The following is an 18,447-nucleotide window of genomic DNA, read 5'->3' as shown; positions in this document are numbered from 1 at the left end:
TTACCCACTCTGATGCACGTTTTCCGCATTGCGAGAACCGCAGCACCGTCCGTTTTGTCCAGGTTCAAAATTTTCCCATCCGGTTTTCCACCCGCCTCTCCCGGGCCTCACCCCCCCCCCGCCTCTCCCGGGCCTCGCCCCCCCGCCTCACCCCTGCCGCATCCGCCTCACCCCGGCCACACCAGCGACTGCAGCTCGCTATAGGCGTGCAGCGCGTACGAGCCCACGTCACGCCCCACCCCGCTGCGCTTGAAGCCGCCGAACGGCGCCTCCATGTTCCGCCCGACCGTGTTGATCCCGACCCCGCCGGCCCGCAACCGCCCGGCCACCCGGAAGGCACGGGCCGCGTCGCCGGACCAGACGTAGTCCAGCAGCCCGTAGTCGCTGTCGTTGGCCAGTGCGATGCCCTCCTCCTCGTCGTCGAAGGGCACGACCACCACCACCGGGCCGAAGATCTCCTCGCGGACCACCCGCATCGTGTGCGTACAGTCCGCGAAGAGCGTCGGCGCCACATAGAAGCCCCGCTCGCACCCCGGCCGCTCGCCCCCGGTGACCAGCCGCGCGCCCTCCTTCGCGGCCAGTTCCACATAGGACTCGACGCGGTCCCGGTGCGCGGCGGAGATCACCGGCCCCACGACCGTGTCCGGCCGCGTCGGATCCCCGACCTTCAGGGCGGACGCGTACCGCGCGAGCCCGTCCACCAGCCGCTCGTAGACACCGCGCTGCGCCAGCACCCGGGTCGGCGCGGTGCAGATCTGGCCGCTGTAGAAGGAGAAGGTGGTGCCGATGCCGGCCACCGCCGCCGCGAGCCCCTGGTCGTCCAGGTCGTCGAAGACCAGCGCCGCGCCCTTGCCGCCCAGCTCCATCAGCTGCCGTTTCATCCCCCGGCCGCACTCCTGGGCGATCCGCTGTCCGACGGCGGTGGAACCGGTGAAGCTGACCATGTCCACACCGTCCGCCGCGACCGCGGCCTCGCCGACCTCCGGCCGCGCCCCGGTGACGACATTGACCACCCCCGGCGGCACCCCGGCCTCGGCCAGCGCCTCCGCCATACGGAAGACCGACAGCGGATCCTGCGGGGCGGGCTTCACCACGACGGTGTTGCCCATCGCCAGCGCCGGCGCGACCTTGCCCGCCGGATTCGCCCACGGGTTGTTGTACGAGGTGATGCAGGTGACCACGCCGACCGGGCGGCGTACCGCGAGCGCCCCGAGGACGCCCGCCTTCCCGAACGGCCCCGCCTCGTTGATCTGCGGCGGCAGTCCGGTCTCCACCGGCTCCAGGGCGCCGCGCGCGTAGCGCTTGAAGCGGGCCACGGCCACGCCCACCTGCATGGCGCGCGCGGTGCCGGTCGTCGCGCCGCTCTCCGCCTGTGCCAGCGCGGCGTAGCCGGTGAATTCGCGGCGCATCACCTCCGCGGCACGGTCCAGGATCGACGCCCGCTCCTCCGGGGCGGTGCGCGACCAGCTCTCGAACGCGTCGCGGGCCGCTGCCACCGCCGCCGCCACCTGCGCGGGGCTCGCTTCCGGGGCCCTGCCGACGACCTCCTCGGTGGCCGGGTTGCGCACCGCGTAGTGACCGAGTTCCGGCTCGATCCACTCGCCGCCGATGAACAGCCGCTCCGCCGCCTCGCGACCGCTCACCGGGTGCTCACGGTCTCGGTGTCCCGTCCCGACCGCAGTACGGTGCCCGGTACCGCGCCGGTCACCACGTCCTCGCGGATCGTCTCCACCCCGTTGACCCGTACGCTCACGATGCCCAGTGCCCGCGAGTCCAGCCGCGGGCTGTCGCCGGGCAGGTCGTGCACCAGCGTCGCGGGGCCGGCGTCGATCCGTTCGGGGTCGAAGAGCACCAGGTCGGCGTGGTGGCCCTCGGCGATCCGGCCGCGCTCACGCAGGCCGAGCAGCCGGGCGGGATCGTCGGTCAGCATCTGTACGGCCCGTTCCAGGCCGACGAGCTTGCGTCCGCGCAGGCAGTCCCCGAGGAAGCGGGTGGTGTAGGGGGCGCCGCACATGCGGTCCAGGTGCGCGCCGGCGTCCGAGCCGCCGAGCAGCACGTCCTCGTGCTCCCAGGTCTCCTGGCGCAGCGCCCAGCTGGCCGGGTCGTTGTCGGTGGGCATGGGCCACAGCACCGTGCGCAGCTCGTCCTGGGCGCAGATCTCGACGAGGCAGTGGAAGGCTTCCTGCCCGCGTTCGGCGGCGATGTCGCCGACCACCCGGCCGCTGAGGCCGTCGTTCGCCGCGGAGTAGGTGTCGCCTATGACGTAGCGGTCGAAGTGTGTGAGCCGGCGGAAGACGCCTGCTTCCTTGCTTGCGGCGCGGCGCAGCATGTCCGCCCGTACGTCCGGGTCGCGGAGTGCGGCTGTCCGCTCCGGTATCGGCAGGCCGAGGATGTCGCCCCATCCCGGGATGAGGTTCAGCGCGCAGAACGTGCCGAGGGACATGTTCATGGGCGTGAGGATCGGCATGGTGAGTGCCACGATCCGGCCGCCGGCCTTGCGGGCCCGTTCGCTGGGGATGAGCTGGCGGGGCACCCGTTCCGGTACGGCCGCGTCGATGGTCAGCACATTCCAGTTCAGGGGGCGTCCGGCGGCCGCGGACATCTCGACGAGGAGGTCGATCTCGTCGTCGTCGAACTGGTCGAGGCAGCCGGCGACGATGGCTTCGAGCTGGGTGCCCTCGTGGTCGGCGACGGCCCGGGAGAGGGCGAGGAGTTCGGCGGGGCGGGCGTGCCGGGAGGCGACGGGGTTGCCGTCGCCGTCGGAGTGGGTGGCGGACTGGGTGGTGGACAGCCCCCAGGCGCCGGCGTCCATCGCGTCGTGGAACAGGGCGAGCATGGCGGCCAGTTGCTCCTCGGTCGGCTGCCCGCCGATCGCGTCCGCGCCCATGACGTACCGCCGCAGCGCGCAGTGGCCCACCATGAAGCCGGCGTTGACCGCGATACGGCCTTCGAGGGCGTCGAGGTATTCGCCGAAGCCGTGCCAGTTCCAGGGCGCGCCTTCCTCCAGCGCGACCAGCGACATGCCCTCGACCTTGCTCATCATCCGCCGGGTGTAGTCGGCGTCGTCGGGGCGGTCGGGGTGCAGGGGAGCGAGGGTGAATCCGCAGTTGCCGCCCGCGACGGTGGTGACGCCGTGGTTCAGCGAGGGGGTGGCGTAGGGGTCCCAGAACAGTTGCGCGTCGTAGTGGGTGTGCGGGTCGACGAAGCCGGGGGCGAGGATGAGGCCGGTGGCGTCCTCGCTGGTGCGGGCGGGTTCGGTGACCGTGCCGGGGGCGGCGACGACGGCGATCCGTCCGTCGCGGATGCCGAGGTCGGCGGCGCGGCCGGGGGCGCCCGTCCCGTCCACGACGGTTGCGCCCTTGATCAGGTGGTCGAGCATGACGTGGATCCCTTCTCGCTGGGTGCGGGGAGGGGGGCGCGCCCGGCCCGGCCGGGGCGCCGCTCCCTGCCCGCCTCGGTGCTCCGGCTCAGTGGCCCGCTGCCTGGCGGAAGCGCGTGGTGCGGTGCACCGGGTCGGTGTCGATCTTCGGGATGACGTGCTCACCGATCAGCTTGATCGAATTGAGCGTGTCCTCGCGGCTGACGCCGATGGGCAGACCGAAGGAGAGCTGGTCGGCGCCCGCCTGTTCCCAGCGCTTGCACTGCTGGAGTACCTCGTCCGGGTCGCCGCAGATCATCAGCTCCTCGGAGATCAGCAGCTCGATGATCTCCTCGGTGTACTCGGGCAGCAGCTCGGGCCACTCCGGTATGCCGTCCGGCCGCGGGAAGGTGTCGTGGTAGCGGAACAGCAGGGACTGGAGGTAGTTGAGGCCGCCTCCGACGGCGATCTCGACGGCCTTGCGGTGGGTCTCGGCGCAGATGGCGGTCGAGGTGACCATGACGTTGTCGTTGACGAAGTCGCCGATCGCCTCGGCTTCCTTCACGGCGGTCTTGTACGAGTCGACGACCCACTCCATGTCGGAGACCTTCTGCACGCTGAAGCCGAGCACGCCGAGGCCCTTCTTGCCGGCCATGGCGTAGGAGGAGGGGGAGCCGGCGGCGTACCACATGGCCGGGTGCGACTTCCCGTACGGCTTGGGGAGGACCTTGCGCGGCGGCAGTTCCCAGTGCTTGCCCTTGAAGCCGACGTATTCGTCCTGGAGCCACATCTTGGGGAACTCGGCGATGGTCTCCTCCCAGAGTTCCTTGGTGTGGTTCATGTCGGTGACGCCCGGCATGAATCCGAGGATCTCGTGGCTGCCCGCGCCGCGCCCCGATCCGAACTCGAAGCGCCCTTCGGAGAGGTGGTCGAGCATGGCGACCTTTTCGGCGACTTTGACCGGGTGGTTGACCGGGGCCAGCGGGTTGAAGATGCCGGAGCCGAGGTGGATGCGTTCGGTGGCGTGCGCGAGGTAGCCGAGGTAGACGTCGTTGGCGGAGAGGTGGGAGTACTCCTCCAGGAAGTGGTGCTCGGAGGCCCAGGCGTACTTGAAGCCGGACTTGTCGGCCTGGATGACGTACTCGGTTTCCTCCATCAGCGCGTGGTGCTCGGCCTCCGGGTCGACCTCCGCCCGCGCCGCCGGCACATAGCCCTGCACAAAGAGCCCGAATTCCATGGGTGTTCACTCCTTCGGGGTGCGGGGGTCGCCCCCCGGAAGATGGGTGTCCGTGTCACCGCCGCGATGTGACCGAAGTGGCCGACGTGGCCGATGTAGCTGACCCGGTTGGCCCGGTCCGGCCCGCCGGATACCTGACGTACCGTCAGATCGCGACTCTCGCACCGGCCGCACGCGTCGTCAATACCTGATGACGCGTCAGCTGACGTCGCGGAGGGCGCGCCGTGTCAGAGGACCGACACCCCCGCCAGCCACCCGCCGTCGATGACGAACGGCTGACCGGTGATGTAGGAGGAGTCCTCGCACGACAGGAAGAGCGCCAGCCTGGCGACCTCCTCCGGCTGCCCGATCCGCCCCATCGGGACGACCTTCCCGTAGAACTCGTCCAGCGCCGCGCTGCCGGCCTCGTCGGGCGCCTTCGGGCCGCCGTCCGCGGCGACCCGGTCCGGGTTCGTCATCGGGGTGTCGACGGCACCCGGGCACATCGCGTTGACCCGGATCCCCTGCCCCGCGAGCTCCATCGCCGCGACCCGCGTCATCCCGACGATCGCCGCCTTCGTCGCCGCGTAGGACGTCAGAAAGGCCATGCCGGTCAACGCGGTGTACGACGCGGTGTTCACGATCGTCCCGCCGCCGGACGCCGCCAGCTCCGCCGCGACGGCCTTCATCCCCAGGAACGCACCGACCTGATTGACCTGGACGACCTGCTGGAACTCCTCCAGCGGGGTGGAAACCAGCTCGTTGAAGCGCAGTATCCCGGCGTTGTTGACCAGCCCGTCGACCTTGCCGAACGCCGCCTTGGCGGTGCGGACCGCGGCCTCCCAGTCCGCCTCCCGGCTCACGTCCAGCGGGACGTACCGGGCCCGGTCCTCCCCCAGCTCCTTGGCCAGCGCCTCGCCGGGCCCGTCCAGGACGTCACCGAGCACGACCCGCGCGCCCTCCGCGGCGAAGAGCCGCGCCTCCTGTTCGCCCTGCCCGCGCGCCGCGCCCGTGACGATGACGACTCGCCCGTCCAGCTTGCCCATATCCGTCTCCCCGCGCTCTCCTGCGGCGCGACCGCGCGCGCCCGGTCCGTGCGTTCCGCCCCGCCGGCCCGGCCCTTCCCGCACCGGGAGCCCTGCTCAGCCGCCGAGATGCACCGCGACGTCATCGGCGAACGCGGCCATCTGGTCGGTCAGTTCACTTCTGCTGCGACTGCGGAACCGCACCTGGAGCTGCGTCACGCCCATCGCGCGGTACTCCCGCAGCGACTCCGCGATCCGCTCCGGGGCGCCCGAGAGGGTCCGCCGCCCGACGTGCCAGGACGGATCGCCCACGTACAGCGGCTCGGCAATGGTCCCGATCTCCACCGCCCGCTCGACGCCCGCCTCCTCCCGCAGCCGCCGCAGCGTCCCGATCTGCGCCGGCAGCTGCTCCCGCCGGTCGCCCTGCGGCAGCCAGCCGTCCCCGCGGAGCGCGGCCCGGCGCACGGCGGCGGGCGAGGAGCCGCCCACCCAGACCGGCGGCGGCGCCTGCACCGGCCGCGGCGCCTGCCCCAGGCCGGAGAACTCGAACCGCGCGCCCTTGAACTCGGGGAACTCCGCCGGGCCGAGCGCCACCCGCAGCGCGTCGATGGTCTCGTCGAGCACCGCACCGCGCCGGGCGAACGGCACACCCAGCGCCTCGAACTCCTCCCGCACATGCCCGGCGCCGACACCGAGGATCAGCCGCCCGCCGGAAAGCCGGTCCAGCGTCGCGTACTGCTTGGCGCTGACCAACGGGTGCTTGAGTCCGACGACCGCGACATGACTGAGCAGCCGGACCCGCTCGGTGACGGCCGCCAGATGCGCGAGAGTGGCCACCGGGTCGTACCAGACCGTGCTCATCGAGTCGGCCAGCCGCCGAGGTATCGCGATGTGCTCGCAGCAGGCGATGTACGCGAACCCGCACCGGTCCGCGACCCGCGCCACCTCCACCAGATCGGCGGGCCCGGCCGCGGCCTCCCAGCTCTCCGCGTACAGGGTGCTCTGCGACTGCACGGGCAATTGCATGCCGTACGCCAGTCGCCTCTGCGGCAGCACCTGTGACATGCCGGACCCCCTTGATCTGACGCACCGTCAAATAACGAGTGCGGTCATCGTGCTGCCTGCCGAGCCATGAGGCAAGGGGCAGGGGGCACGTAGCCCCACGCCTCGCCACCCACAGCACCGCTCAGAGACGGCAGGTACACCGGCGGGTTACGGACGCGGATTTGCTGCGCCGCTGACGGATGCGGCGCTCGTGGCATCCCCGTCGCACTGACCCCGGTTCGGTACGGGCAACCGCGCGCCCCTGCTCTCGGCCACGCGGCATACGTCCTGCAGCGCCTCGGTCAGGCGACGCGCGAGGAAACGCAGCTCCTCGGCAGTGGCTTTGCAATCACCGAGCATGTCGGCCGCATGGCCGAGAAGTTCGTCCGCCATGCCGAGCTGAACGGATTCGACGCTGTCCGCGACACGGGAGACGAGCCCCGAGCCGTCACCCACCAGGAGGCAGGTCTTACCCTCCGGCGTCGACCATGGCAGCAGCCGCGTTCCCTGCGGTGCAGTCATCGCGCGACCACCTGCATGCCGAGGCCCGACCAAGGGCCGAGCTCCACGCCGTGCGCAACGACCCGAGAGGCATGCGGATGGGCGAGCCGATGCCGCAGGGCCTGCCGACGCTCGTGCGCCACGAGGTAGGGGCGCACCATGACGGTGTCCTCACCGCGCAGCATCGGTACGCGGGACAGCGCCCCGGACGAAACGGCCTCCCGGGACTCGATGATGAGGTCCGTGGCTGCTAACCGACGGCGGTTCAGCGGCGACTGCAGGAACCGCAGCAGCCGCTCCAAGGTTCGGGAGAGAAAGTCCGGCACGTTGACCTGCTTCCTTCAGGTTGGCCATGCCCCTGGGCCGTTCGCGCGGCCACGGGGGTCATCGGTAGTCACTTGACGACTGACCGTAGGGCCCCTGAACAGGAAGAGGGGGCACACTTTGTGCCCCCTCGTTCATGCTGCCAATGTGCCGATTTTCATGGCGAGTTCACTTGCCCGGCGCCGCTGGGACGGACTCTTCGACTCCACCTCTTCCAGGACGATGCGCCGGGCGTAACCGTTGTAGCGAACGGTCTCCGGTGCCGCCTGGTACGCCTTGTCGAGCGCGGCCAGTGCCGCCTCGGCCTGTCCGTCGAGTTGATAGCCGCGGGCTTCTTCGATCCGGTGCCGTGCCCGCCGGGGCCGGGAAGGAATCGTCGTTACATCCGCAGCGGCCGCCTGGCGGACGCTCTCGCCCCCCGCGTGCAGTTCGACCGCGACAGTGACCGCGTGCGCTCCCATGACGGCCCGGGAGAAGGAGGTCACGGGGTGGAAATAGTCCATGGGCAAGCGGTCCGCCACGCCGCGCGCCGTGTCCCAGTACCGCCAAGCCGCTCCGGTGTCCCCCCGCCGCGCAGCGGTGTAACCGGCCTCGAACTGCAGCGCTCCGGCGATGGCGAGCACATCGTTACCCGCGTTCGGCAAGAACGCTTCCAGGTAGCGGATCGTCGCCAGGTTCACCGCGTCGGCAGCGTCGAAGTGTGCGTGCCCACTGTCGCGATGCGCCTGCGTCGCCAACCAGGCAGAGACTCCGATGGTGTGCGGGTCCTCGGATTCCTGTGCAGCGATCATCCCGCGCTCCACGACCCGCCACAGCAGCGACGAGTCCGGCTGGTACGCGAGGAAGAACTGACTCAGGCTGTACGCCTCGGACAGCAACGCTTGGGCCTCGCGCCGCTCGCTCGCCGAGTCGGCCTGAAGTACCGCGAGCTGCGCGTCCCGGATGAGGTCCGGCAAGAGGGCCCCGATGACATCCCGGTGATGCGGCGCGGAATGCCGGGCACCCCATGCGCGGGCGAGCCGTTCCCGAACGTGCTGGGGGGCGGGTGCCTCCCGCTGCGTGGTCAAGGGGAACGCGTCGACGGCAGCCCGCACTTGCGGCAGGCGCGCATGCCCGGGGCCCGTGAACAGGGCAATCGGCCTCGATTGATCACCCGCGAGGTCGGAAAGGTCCTGAACCCTGAGAGCCTCCGCGATGCGCAGGACCATGGGCAGCTTGGGCATCTGCAGGCGCCCGCCCTCAACCTGCTTGACCCAGCTTGGCGACTTTCCCACCAAGCCGGCCAGCACATTGCGGCTCATACCTCGACGGATCCGCAGGATCTGCATCCGCTGACCGAATGCCACCGGCTCGGCGAACGGGTCCGGCGTAGCATCTGAAGACACGGCCTTGCCCCTCTCTGGACAGCACGTCACTGTTCAGAGTACGGCGCGAGGCCTCAGTTGGTGATCCCTTGTGGGGCCCCACACCGGGCCAGGACACGCCACCACTCGCAAGGCAACCGGGTGCGACGTGGTGGGACGGACGGCTCCTACCGTGCATGCAACAGGTTGAGATCGCCAACCGCGCAGGAGGACGCCATGGGCATGGGCGAGTGGGTCAGCAGCTCAGTTCCGTACCTCACCCCGACGGCGAAGGGGCAGCCCGACGCCTGGGGCGCGGAGGCTGCCGCCCGGGGCCGCCGGGGCACTCAACGCATCGTTCACGCCGGGGAGGTCCCGGCACCGGCCGACATCGCGGAACTCCTGGGGGTCGCCGGGGGCGAGGGCGTCGTCGTACGCCGCCGCGTGATGTTCCTCGATGACGTGCCCTGCGAGTTGACCGACACCTACTACCCCGCCCAGATCGCACGAGGAACCCGCCTGGCCGGGACCGCCAAGATTCCTGGCGGCGCGGTCTCCCTGCTCACCTCACTCGGGCACGTCGGCGCCCGGGTCCAGGAGGACGTCATCGCCCGGCTGCCCAGCGCCGAGGAATGCGCCGCCCTGCGGACCGGCTCGAACGATCCGTTGCTTCAGCTGACACGCGTCACGCTGGACGGCAGCGAACGGCCCATTCAGGTCGACAGGATGGCGATGCCCGGACACCTTCAGCGGCTCCGCTACGAGATCGGGATCGCATGACCGTGCCGAGACCACCGGACCCCGGAGAGTCCGGCTCGCTTGCGTAGCTCGCGGAGCATCGAGGCCAGTTCTTGACCGGACCGGCCGAGCTGCTCGGGTTCGAACGTCACTCTCTCGCGTACTCCAAGAAGGGCACCGACTCGGCAACCGCGATCCGCTGGTACGCGATGAACGGCGCCGGGTCACCTTCGTGCAGTTCGCGGCTGATCTGCGTTCCGTCCTCTTCGTAGTGCATGAGAACAACCGTCGTCCGGTCGAACATCCAAAAGTCCTGGACTCCCGGCAACGGGTTCTCTCGGCCGGTGACGTCGAGGACTCGGATATCCTCGCCGGCCAGCGAGTGCGGGGCGTAGTACCGAGAGAACTCGAAACGCAGGTATTCGGACAGCGGCTGCGTCACGATGTGCACCCGCCCTTTACGCCGCCCCTCTCCTCGCAACCGCTTCAGGTTCTCGGCATACGGGGACGAGTAGGCGTACGGGTCGATTCGCCTACCGGCCCGGAACGCTTCGATCTCTTCGGACTCCTGCGGAACGAGATACTGCGGCAGGGTTTCCAGTCGCCATGCCTCCGACCGGAATTGGCGAAGAGTCGCCCGCCACTCGTCACCATCCAAGAGCACGAAATGCCTCCCGAAGAACGCTTTCCGGAATCTCTACGAGTCCCTCTCCCTGCGGCGCCGCGAAGGCTTCGGACGCGTCGCCCTGGACGACGAAGGTTCCGCGCTCCGTGCGGTACACGTTCGGGCAGTCGTCCTCTCCGCACTCGCCGTTGCCGCTTCCACTTCCGGTAAGTCGGGTCAGTTCCTCGCGCGCCATGCTGAAACCCCCGGGTCCGTGGCCCCTGTTGGACCGTTGGACACGACGGTAGGAGCGTCCGGCGGGGCGCGTCCATGCACTCTCGCGACTATGCGTGTTGTTGCATGAACTGGTGCGACCTCCGACGGAGGCGCACCCTCCGCTGCCTTGTGCGGGCGTGAGGGCCAGGTCGGCCGGGACGATCCGTTGCTGCAGCTGACACGCGTCACGCTGGACGGCAGCGAACGGCCCATTCAGGTCGACAGGATGGCGATGCCCGGACACCTTCAGCGGCTCCGCTACGAGATCGGGATCGGATGACCCGCAGCTCTTCGTACGAGTTCACTCCGCAATGGCGCCGCCCTGCACGGACCGCCCCCGCACCCAGTCACCCCACCACCCCCGGCCCCCACAGTCCCTCCGCCGTGAGTCCCAGCAGTTCGATGGCGTTGCCGCGGACGATGCGTTCGACGACGTCGGGGGCCAGGTGGCCCATCTGGGATTCGCCGACCTCCTTGGAGCGAGGCCAGGTCGAGTCGGAGTGCGGGTAGTCCGTCTCGTAGAGGACGTTGCCGACGCCGATCGCGTCGAGATTCTGCAGGCCGAACGCGTCGTCGAAGAAGCAGCCGTAGACGTGCTCGGTGAAGAGTTCGGACGGTGGGCGCAGCACCTTGTCGCCGACGCCGCCCCAGCCGCGGTTCTCCTCCCAGACCACGTCCGCGCGCTCCAGGATGTACGGGATCCAGCCGATCTGGCCCTCGGCGTACATGATCTTCAGGGTGGGGAAGCGGTCGAAGGCGCCGCTCATCAGCCAGTCGACCATCGAGAAGCAGCAGTTGGCGAAGGTGATCGTGGAGCCGACCGCGGGGGGCGCGTCGGCGGAGGTGGACGGCATCCTGCTGGAGGAGCCGATGTGCATCGCGATGACGGTGCCGGTCTCGTCGCAGGCCCGCAGGAACGGGTCCCAGTAGTCGGTGTGGACGCTGGGCAGCCCCAGGTGCGGCGGGATCTCGCTGAAGCAGACCGCGCGCACCCCGCGGGCCGCGTTGCGCCGCACCTCGGCGGCGGCGAGTTCGGCGTCCCACAGCGGGATGAGGGTCAGCGGGATCAGCCGGCCCCCCGCCTGCGGCCCGCACCACTCCTCCACCATCCAGTCGTTGTACGCGCGCACCCCGAGGAGCCCCAGTTCGCGGTCCTTGGCCTCGGTGAAGGTCTGGCCGCAGAACCGGGGGAAGGTGGGGAAGCACAGCGCCGACTGGACATGATTGAGGTCCATATCGGCCAACCGCTCCGGCACGCTGAACGAGCCGGGGCGCATCTGCTCGTAGGTGATGCCTTCGAGCTTGATGTCGTCACGGGAGTAGCCGACGGCGGTGTCCAGCCGGGTCAGCGGCCGGTGCAGATCTTCATAGATCCACCAGTCCGCTATCGGCCCGTCGTCACCCACGTCACCCATCTTCGGGGCGAACTTTCCGCCCACGAAGGTCATTTCCCGCACGGGTGCCCGGACGATGCGCGGGCCGACGTCGTGGTACTTCGACGGGAGCCGGTCCCGCCAGACGTGCGGGGGTTCCACCGTGTGGTCGTCCACCGAGATGATCTTCGGAAAGCTCTCCATGTTTCCCACGGTAGCGCCGATCTGACGATCCGTCAGTAACTGTGCGGGGCGGTCGCACGGTGAACGCCGAAGGCAGCAACGGGCCGGCGGGACGGAGGAAAAGGGGGCGCACTCCGGTAGCACGAGCGCGCGAGGGGCGCACGAAGCCTGTGCGCCGCGCCCCGCCGCGCGCCGCCCACCCCGGCGCCATCAGCCGAGGAGGCTTTGTGCACGCTCCGGACCCCTACTGACGTAAGCACCCGCGACAAGGCAGACTGGCCGATGCGAACGGTGCGATCAGCGCGAACGGACAGCACAGGGCAGGGGGACACCATGGACGTCGGTCCGGGGCAGGGGCGGGGGCGGCTCCGCTTCACCGTGCTCGGTCCCGTACGGGCCTGGCGCGGCGACACGCCGCTGGCAGCGGGGTCACCGCAGCAGCGCGCGCTGCTCGCGGCCCTACTGCTGCGCGGCGGGCACACCGCCACCGCGGCGGAACTCGTCGACGCACTGTGGGGTGACGAGCCGCCACACGCCGCGCTCGCCGCCCTGCGCACCTACGCCTCCCGGCTCCGCAAGGCGCTCGGCGAGGACGCGGACGTGCTGGTCAGCGAGTCCGGCGGCTATGCGATCCGGTCGGCGGACAACCACCCGCTGGACCTCGACCACGACCACGCCGAGCAGTACGCCGCCGAGGCGGAGAAGGCCAAGGCCGCCGGCGACCGCGGCCGGGCCCGCGAACTCCTCGACACCGCGCTGGCCCTGTGGGACGGCGAACCGCTCGCCGGTCTCGCCGGCCCGTACGCCGAAACCCAGCGCACCCGCCTCCACGAGTGGCGGATCTCCCTGGTCGAGACCCGCCTCGAACTCGACCTGGAGGTCGGCTACCACGCCGAGGTGGTCTCCGAGCTGACGGCGCTGACCGCCGCCCACCCCCTGCGCGAGCGACTGCGTGAACTGCTCATGCTGGCGCTGTACCGCAGCGGCCGGCAGGCCGAGGCACTCGCCGTCTACGCCGACACCCGCCGACTGCTCGCCGACGAGCTGGGCGTGGACCCCTGCGCCTCGCTCTCCGATCTCCAGCAGCGCATCCTGCGCGCCGACACCGAACTGGACGCACCGCCGGTCATCGACGACGACCCGGACGCCGCCGACAAGGTCGTCGTGCGACCCCAGCAACTCCCCGCCACGGTCGCCGACTTCACCGGCCGTGCCCCGTTCGTCGCCGAACTCGGCGAACAGCTCGCCACCGCCGGGGGCAGCGTGATGGCGGTCTCCGCGCTCACCGGCATCGGCGGCGTCGGCAAGACCACCCTCGCCGTCCACGTCGCGCACGCCGCCCGCGAGCACTTCCCCGACGGGCAGCTCTACGCCGACCTCCAGGGCGCCGGCCACACCCCGTCCGAGCCGGTAGCCGTCCTCGGCGCGTTCCTGCGCGCCCTGGGCACGCCCGACTCCTCCATTCCCGACGGCCTGGAGGAGCGCGCCGCCCTCTACCGCTCCACCCTCGCCGGCCGCCGCGTACTGGCCTTACTGGACAACGCACGGGACGCCGCGCAGATCCGTCCCCTGCTCCCCGGCGCGGAGGGCTGCGCCGCTCTGATCACCAGCCGTGCCCGCATGATCGACCTCGCCGGGGCGCACCTCATCGACCTCGATGTGATGAGCCCCGAGGAGGCGCTGACCCTCTTCACCCGCATCGTGGGCGAGGAGCGCGTCACCTCCGAACGGCAGGCCGCCATGGCCGTCGTCGGCGCCTGCGGCTTTCTGCCGCTGGCCATCCGCATCGCCGCCTCCCGGCTGGCCGCCCGCCGGACGTGGACGGTCTCCATCCTGGCCCGCAAGCTGGCCGACGAGCGCCGCAGGCTGGACGAGCTGCGCGCCGGCGACCTCGCCGTCAAGGCCACCTTCGAGCTGGGCTACGGCCAGCTCGAGCCCCATCAGGCCCGCGCGTTCCGCCTGTTGGGGCTCGCCGACGGCCCGGACATCTCCCTCGCCGCGGCGGCCGCGATCCTCGACATGGACCTCGACGACGCGGAGGATCTCGTCGAATCCCTCGTCGACGCCAGCCTCCTGGAATCCGCGGCCCCCGGCCGCTACCGCTTCCACGACCTGGTCCGGCTCTACGCCCGCTCCTGCGCCGAGCGCGACGAGCACCCGCCGACCGAGCGGGACGCCGCACTGTCACGGCTGCTGGACTTCTACTCCGCGACCGCGGCCCATATGTACCTCCTCGAACGTCCCGGTGACCGGCTCGTCGACCACATGGAGCCGACCCACTACCCCGGGCTGGTCTTCGCCGACCGCACCCCTGCCCTGGAGTGGCTGTTCAGCGAGGCCGGCTGCCTGCTCGCCTGCGCCAAGCAGTCCAACGGCCGCGACACCCTGCGCCGCGCCGCGGACCTGCTCCTGCTCACCAAGGACCTCGCCGAGTCCGGTGCGTACGCCCTGCAGTACGAGCAGGTCAACACGGCCCTGCTCGCCGCCGCCCGCGAGCTGGGGGACCAGCACGCCGAGGCACGCATCCACACCGCCCTCAGCTACGCCCGCACCCTGGCGGGCCGGCTCGACGGGGCGGACGAGAACGCCAAGTACGCGATGCTGCTGGGCCTGGCCACCAACGATCCCTTCTCCTCCTCCTATGCGCCCAACGACCGCGGCATCATCGCGAGCATTCAGGGCCGGCACGCGGACGCGGAGGGGTATCTGAGCCAGGCGCTGGACGCGTTCCGGGACGACGACAACAAGCAGTCCGAGGCCAGCGCGCTGTGCAACCTCTCCCGGGTCCACCTCGACACCGGGAGGGTGGCGAGCGCCATCCAGCTCGCCGAGCAGGGCGTCGCCATATACCGCCAGATCGGCGCCACCCGACGGCTCGCCAACGGGATGTACGCACTGGGCGTGGCCTTCACCCTCGCGCAGCGCCTCGACGACGCCACGCAGCAGCTCCTCGAAGCGCTGCACATCTTCCGCGACAGCCGGCAGAGGTTCTGGGAAGGCATGACGTACTTCCGGCTGGCCGAGGTCGACCTTGCTGCCGGGCGGCCCACGCAGGCCGCCAACCACGCCGAACAGGCGCTGGCCACCCTCCGGGTGACCGGTGGTGAGCTGTGGCGTGCCAACGCGCTGACGGCCCTCGGGCGCGCACTGAACGGCGTCGGGCACAGCGGCCGGGCGCGGGTGTGCTGGCAGGAGGCGCTCGCTGTCTACGAGCGGCTCGGCTCGGCCGAGAGCGTCAGAGTGCAACGGCTGCTGACCGTGGCCACCGCGGCATAGCTGCATCACCGCAGGTCAACGGCATAATCAACGGCGTTTATCGATCGTTCATCGCCACCGGCCATTCTCTTCCTCATACCGATCCGCCGCCTCGGGGGGCAAGCGGCTCGGTGACGAGGCCCCACCGTATGGTGCCCGGCCAAGGTCCGCCCGTCCGGCGATACTCGGGGGAGTTGCCGGCCGGGAGGACCGATCAGTGCCCACATACAGGAGTTGATTGCGTTGAGCAGCGAGAACCTCGCTCAGCAGGCAGGCGACGACAAGGACATCCTCAAACCGCTCGACAGCCACCGCCCGATCGTCGGCATCGAGGCGACCGCGGCGGACAGCACGCTCGCGGCGCCGGTCGACGGCGCGGTGAAGCCCAAGGACAAGCACCTTCCCTTGGGCGACCCGAAGAACTGAGACCGGCACCACGCGGTCACCAGTTTCACCGGGTGAATCCGGGGGATCGCAGGGGTCGGCTTTGATGGCAGGAGGGGAGCCATCGAGGCCGGCCCCTGCGGCATGTCCGGGGTCCGTGGAATTCCGGGCCCGCACACCTCCTGACGGAGCGTCAGTTGCGCTGCTAGAGTCGCGCCGCCCGGCCCTGCCGTGCAGGCAGGCACGCCGGGGGCCTCGGCCCCCGCTCCGCCCCGCTCGCAGCCAGGAGGCGCGCCGTGTTCGATTCCGCTCGTATACAGACGCTCTGGGAGCTGGTCGAGTACCGCGCGCGGGCCTCCCGCGGAAGACCGATGTTCCTCGACGGGGACGGGCGGACCGTGACCTTCGACGCGGTGCGGGACGAGGCGCTGCGAGTGGCGGCCGGTTTCCGGGAGTTGGGGATCGAGGCCGGCTCGCGGGTGGCCTGGCAGCTGCCGACCCGGATCGACACGGTCATCGCCTCGCTCGCCCTCGCAAGGCTCGGCGCCGTCCAGACACCGATCATCCCGCTGCACCGCGAGCGCGAAGTCGGCTTCATCCTCGCCGAGTCGGCCGCGGAGTATGTCCTCGTACCGGGCGAGTGGCGGGGGTTCGACCACACCGCGATGGTGCGGAAGCTGGCCGGGGACGGGGTACGGGTGATCTCCGTCGAGGACGGCCTGCCGAAGGCCGACCCCGACGGCGATGGCACACGGCCGTACGAGCCCGCGGGCGCACGCTCCGGCGGACCGGCCAGCGACCGGGACCAGGACCGTCACGACGCCACCACCTGGATCTACTACACCTCCGGCACCACCGCGTCCCCCAAGGGCGTCGAGCACACCGACGCCACGCTCATCGCCGGCGGCGTCGGACTGGCCACCGCGCTGGGCATGTCACCTGACGACATCGGCTCGATCGCCTTCCCCTACGCGCACATCGCCGGCCCGGACTACGTCATCGCCATGCTGGTCAGCGGCTTCCCCGCGGTCCTCCTTGACGCTTTTGAGCCGCGCCGCGCGGCGGAGGTCTACCGGCGGCGCGGGGTGACGATGGCGGGCGGGAGCACCGCGTTCTACCAGGCCTTCCTGGACGCGTCGCGCCGCTACCGGCAGGAAGAGCCGCACGCGGGACGGCTGATCCCCTCCCTGCGGCTGCTCTCCGGCGGCGGCGCGCCGATGCCGCCGGAGCTGTACACGGCGGCCGGCCGGGAGCTGGAGTGCGCCATCGTGCACGGGTACGGGATGACGGAGTGCCCGATGATCGCGATGGGGACGCCGTACGACAGCGACGAGCAGCTGTCGCGGACCGTGGGCAGGCCGGTCGCGGGCGCGCGGGTGCGGATCGTCCGGGCGGACGGCACGGAGGCCGGGCCCGGGGAGACCGGTGAGGTGACGCTCAAGGGCACGATGGTCTTCCGCCGCTACACCGACCCGGCGCTGACCGCGGACGCCTTCGACGCCGAGGGCTACTTCCGCACCGGCGACCTGGGCCTGCTGCGCCCGGACGGGCATCTCGTCCTCACCGGGCGCCTCAAGGACATCATCATCCGCAAGGGCGAGAACATCTCGGCGCAGGAGATCGAGGACCTGGTACGCACCCATCCCGCGGTGGCGGACGCGGCGGTCATCGGGCTGCCCGACCCGGTCCGGGGCGAGCGGGTCTGCGCGGTGATCACGCTCGCCGACCCGGCCGCCCCGCCGCCCACACCGGAGAGCCTGACCGCGCACCTCCGGGCGGCCGGGCTGATGACGCAGAAACTGCCGGAGCAGCTGGAGACCGTCGCGGAGCTGCCGCGCGGCGGCCCGCTGAACAAGGTGCTGAAGGCGGCGCTGCGCGCGAGGTACGCGGACTGACGCAGCGGCGTGCGGAGCGAGCGCGGTGGGCGCCGCGCGCCGACCGCGGACCGGGCCGGATTGGGCACTGACCGGGACGGCTGTGGGCCGTGCGCCGCCCGCTGGGGTGACCGGCCCGGTGAAAGGCGATGAGTTCCGCTCGCCGCGGAAGTCTTCACTGAGTACGGGCCGGAATGCCCGTGCGGCCCGTCCCGATACGGACGGCCCCGGTAGGACGGAAGGACCCCGACATGACCGAGACCATCGACTTCGACGCACAGGCCCGGCTGGTGGCACGGCTGGCGGAGCACACCACCGAGGAACAGCTCGACGCGCCCACGCCGTGCGAGAAGTACGCGGTGCGCCAGGTGCTGGGCCACCTCGTGGGCCTGACCGCCGCCTTCCGCGACGCCGCACGCAAGGACCTCGGGCCGTCGACGAACACCGCCCCCGGCGAGACCGTGCCGGACGTGGAACCCGGCTGGCGCGGCACGCTGGAGGGCAACCTCGCCGCGCTGACGGAGGCATGGCGCGCCCCGGACGCCTGGGAGGGCGACACCCAGGCGGGCGGCATCGCCCTGCCCGCGCCCATCGCCGGCCGGATCGCCCTCAACGAGCTGGTGCTGCACGGCTGGGATCTCGCTCGCGCCACCGGCCAGGAGTACGCGCCCGACCGGGCGAGCCTTGAGGTCTCCTACGCGATGCTCGCGCCCTCGTCGGAGGGCGAAGGCAACGAGCCCCTGTTCGGCCCGCCTGTCCCGGTCCCGGACGACGCGCCGCTCCTCGACCGGGTGGTGGGGCTCAGCGGCCGCCGGCCCGGCTGGACACCCGCGGGGGCATAGCGCGGCCCCTACGCCACCTGCCCGGCGGGCGTGCCCGGCGCCGCGACGGCGGGTGCAGGCGCGAACCCGGGCGCAGGCGCCTGGCCCCGGACGGCCCCGGCGGGCGG

At 71.1% G+C, this 18,447-nt stretch carries 17 protein-coding genes; 6 read left to right on the top strand and 11 right to left on the bottom strand.

Annotated elements, in window-relative coordinates; genetic code table 11:
- Window positions 1-167: 167 nt before the first annotated feature.
- The 8 genes from ACH4FH_RS01655 to ACH4FH_RS01620 form a co-directional block, all read right to left on the bottom strand.
- Window positions 168-1,643, bottom strand: coding sequence for an aldehyde dehydrogenase family protein (locus tag ACH4FH_RS01655; RefSeq protein ID WP_398553703.1), 1,476 nt, complete (start codon window positions 1,641-1,643; stop codon window positions 168-170).
- Window positions 1,640-3,379, bottom strand: a complete 1,740-nt coding sequence (locus tag ACH4FH_RS01650) for an amidohydrolase family protein (protein WP_398553702.1) — start codon at window positions 3,377-3,379, stop codon at window positions 1,640-1,642. Before ACH4FH_RS01650 ends, ACH4FH_RS01655 begins: the two co-directional genes overlap by 4 nt.
- Before the next feature lie 88 nt (window positions 3,380-3,467).
- Entirely contained in the window at window positions 3,468-4,595 is a 1,128-nt protein-coding gene (locus tag ACH4FH_RS01645) for an LLM class flavin-dependent oxidoreductase (protein WP_398553701.1), read from the bottom strand.
- A 227-nt stretch (window positions 4,596-4,822) separates the two neighbouring features.
- The gene (locus tag ACH4FH_RS01640) at window positions 4,823-5,620 is read right to left on the bottom strand and encodes an SDR family NAD(P)-dependent oxidoreductase (RefSeq protein ID WP_398553700.1); all 798 of its coding nucleotides are present in this window, start codon (window positions 5,618-5,620) and stop codon (window positions 4,823-4,825) included.
- 96 nt (window positions 5,621-5,716) lie between these two features.
- Window positions 5,717-6,664: an LLM class F420-dependent oxidoreductase gene (locus ACH4FH_RS01635; protein ID WP_398553699.1), complete on the bottom strand. Its 948-nt coding sequence runs from the start codon at window positions 6,662-6,664 to the stop codon at window positions 5,717-5,719.
- Between the two features lie 147 nt (window positions 6,665-6,811).
- A complete protein-coding gene (locus ACH4FH_RS01630; protein WP_398553698.1) occupies window positions 6,812-7,165 on the bottom strand; it encodes a hypothetical protein in 354 nt (117 codons plus the stop codon).
- The gene (locus tag ACH4FH_RS01625) at window positions 7,162-7,470 is read right to left on the bottom strand and encodes a hypothetical protein (RefSeq protein ID WP_398553697.1); all 309 of its coding nucleotides are present in this window, start codon (window positions 7,468-7,470) and stop codon (window positions 7,162-7,164) included. The genes ACH4FH_RS01630 and ACH4FH_RS01625 overlap by 4 nt, the downstream gene beginning before the upstream one ends.
- Before the next feature lie 132 nt (window positions 7,471-7,602).
- Window positions 7,603-8,853 carry a helix-turn-helix domain-containing protein gene (locus ACH4FH_RS01620; RefSeq protein WP_398553696.1) on the bottom strand — a complete coding sequence of 417 codons (1,251 nt, stop codon included), beginning with the start codon at window positions 8,851-8,853 and terminating at the stop codon, window positions 7,603-7,605.
- 195 nt (window positions 8,854-9,048) lie between these two features.
- Here ACH4FH_RS01620 and ACH4FH_RS01615 point away from each other — a divergent pair, with 195 nt between their 5' ends.
- Complete coding sequence (locus ACH4FH_RS01615) at window positions 9,049-9,591, top strand: UTRA domain-containing protein (protein ID WP_398553695.1); 543 nt, start codon at window positions 9,049-9,051, stop codon at window positions 9,589-9,591.
- Window positions 9,592-9,697: 106 nt separating this feature from the next.
- Here the strand turns inward: ACH4FH_RS01615 and ACH4FH_RS01610 are convergent, their stop codons facing one another.
- The gene (locus tag ACH4FH_RS01610; RefSeq protein ID WP_398553694.1) at window positions 9,698-10,213 is read right to left on the bottom strand and encodes a DUF6879 family protein; all 516 of its coding nucleotides are present in this window, start codon (window positions 10,211-10,213) and stop codon (window positions 9,698-9,700) included.
- On the bottom strand, window positions 10,197-10,409 hold the full coding sequence (locus tag ACH4FH_RS01605) for a hypothetical protein (RefSeq protein ID WP_398553693.1): 213 nt from the start codon (window positions 10,407-10,409) through the stop codon (window positions 10,197-10,199). Before ACH4FH_RS01605 ends, ACH4FH_RS01610 begins: the two co-directional genes overlap by 17 nt.
- Before the next feature lie 147 nt (window positions 10,410-10,556).
- Between ACH4FH_RS01605 and ACH4FH_RS01600 the strand changes: the two genes are divergently transcribed.
- Window positions 10,557-10,709, top strand: coding sequence for a hypothetical protein (locus ACH4FH_RS01600; RefSeq protein ID WP_398553692.1), 153 nt, complete (start codon window positions 10,557-10,559; stop codon window positions 10,707-10,709).
- A 67-nt stretch (window positions 10,710-10,776) separates the two neighbouring features.
- On the opposite strand, the gene ACH4FH_RS01595 is transcribed toward ACH4FH_RS01600, so the two are convergent.
- Window positions 10,777-12,006, bottom strand: coding sequence for an amidohydrolase family protein (locus tag ACH4FH_RS01595; RefSeq protein ID WP_398553691.1), 1,230 nt, complete (start codon window positions 12,004-12,006; stop codon window positions 10,777-10,779).
- A gap of 312 nt (window positions 12,007-12,318) precedes the next feature.
- Here ACH4FH_RS01595 and ACH4FH_RS01590 point away from each other — a divergent pair, with 312 nt between their 5' ends.
- From ACH4FH_RS01590 to ACH4FH_RS01575, 4 genes are all read left to right on the top strand, one after another.
- Window positions 12,319-15,261 (top strand): BTAD domain-containing putative transcriptional regulator, encoded by a 2,943-nt coding sequence (locus ACH4FH_RS01590; protein WP_398553690.1) that lies wholly within the window; start codon window positions 12,319-12,321, stop codon window positions 15,259-15,261.
- A gap of 222 nt (window positions 15,262-15,483) precedes the next feature.
- Entirely contained in the window at window positions 15,484-15,666 is a 183-nt protein-coding gene (locus ACH4FH_RS01585) for a hypothetical protein (RefSeq protein ID WP_398553689.1), read from the top strand.
- Window positions 15,667-15,920: 254 nt separating this feature from the next.
- Window positions 15,921-17,519, top strand: coding sequence for a class I adenylate-forming enzyme family protein (locus ACH4FH_RS01580; protein WP_398553688.1), 1,599 nt, complete (start codon window positions 15,921-15,923; stop codon window positions 17,517-17,519).
- A gap of 230 nt (window positions 17,520-17,749) precedes the next feature.
- Window positions 17,750-18,340 (top strand): TIGR03086 family metal-binding protein, encoded by a 591-nt coding sequence (locus ACH4FH_RS01575; RefSeq protein ID WP_398553687.1) that lies wholly within the window; start codon window positions 17,750-17,752, stop codon window positions 18,338-18,340.
- Window positions 18,341-18,447: the final 107 nt, after the last annotated feature.

It is taken from the genome of Streptomyces sp. NPDC017993, from assembly GCF_044328065.1.
In the GTDB taxonomy this organism is placed as follows: Bacteria; Actinomycetota; Actinomycetes; order Streptomycetales; family Streptomycetaceae; genus Streptomyces.
This window is presented reverse-complemented; position numbering and strand designations above follow the sequence as displayed.

What these genes read in the sequence shown, in the direction of transcription:
- ACH4FH_RS01635 (WP_398553699.1), bottom strand. Translation starts at nt 6,664, where the DNA reads ATGTCACAGGTGCTGCCGCAGAGGCGACTGGCGTACGGCATGCAATTG.
- ACH4FH_RS01640 (WP_398553700.1), bottom strand. Translation starts at nt 5,620, where the DNA reads ATGGGCAAGCTGGACGGGCGAGTCGTCATCGTCACGGGCGCGGCGCGC.
- ACH4FH_RS01605 (WP_398553693.1), bottom strand. Translation starts at nt 10,409, where the DNA reads ATGGCGCGCGAGGAACTGACCCGACTTACCGGAAGTGGAAGCGGCAAC.
- ACH4FH_RS01575 (WP_398553687.1), top strand. Translation starts at nt 17,750, where the DNA reads ATGACCGAGACCATCGACTTCGACGCACAGGCCCGGCTGGTGGCACGG.
- ACH4FH_RS01615 (WP_398553695.1), top strand. Translation starts at nt 9,049, where the DNA reads ATGGGCATGGGCGAGTGGGTCAGCAGCTCAGTTCCGTACCTCACCCCG.
- ACH4FH_RS01645 (WP_398553701.1), bottom strand. Translation starts at nt 4,595, where the DNA reads ATGGAATTCGGGCTCTTTGTGCAGGGCTATGTGCCGGCGGCGCGGGCG.
- ACH4FH_RS01630 (WP_398553698.1), bottom strand. Translation starts at nt 7,165, where the DNA reads ATGACTGCACCGCAGGGAACGCGGCTGCTGCCATGGTCGACGCCGGAG.
- ACH4FH_RS01590 (WP_398553690.1), top strand. Translation starts at nt 12,319, where the DNA reads ATGGACGTCGGTCCGGGGCAGGGGCGGGGGCGGCTCCGCTTCACCGTG.
- ACH4FH_RS01595 (WP_398553691.1), bottom strand. Translation starts at nt 12,006, where the DNA reads ATGGAGAGCTTTCCGAAGATCATCTCGGTGGACGACCACACGGTGGAA.
- ACH4FH_RS01650 (WP_398553702.1), bottom strand. Translation starts at nt 3,379, where the DNA reads ATGCTCGACCACCTGATCAAGGGCGCAACCGTCGTGGACGGGACGGGC.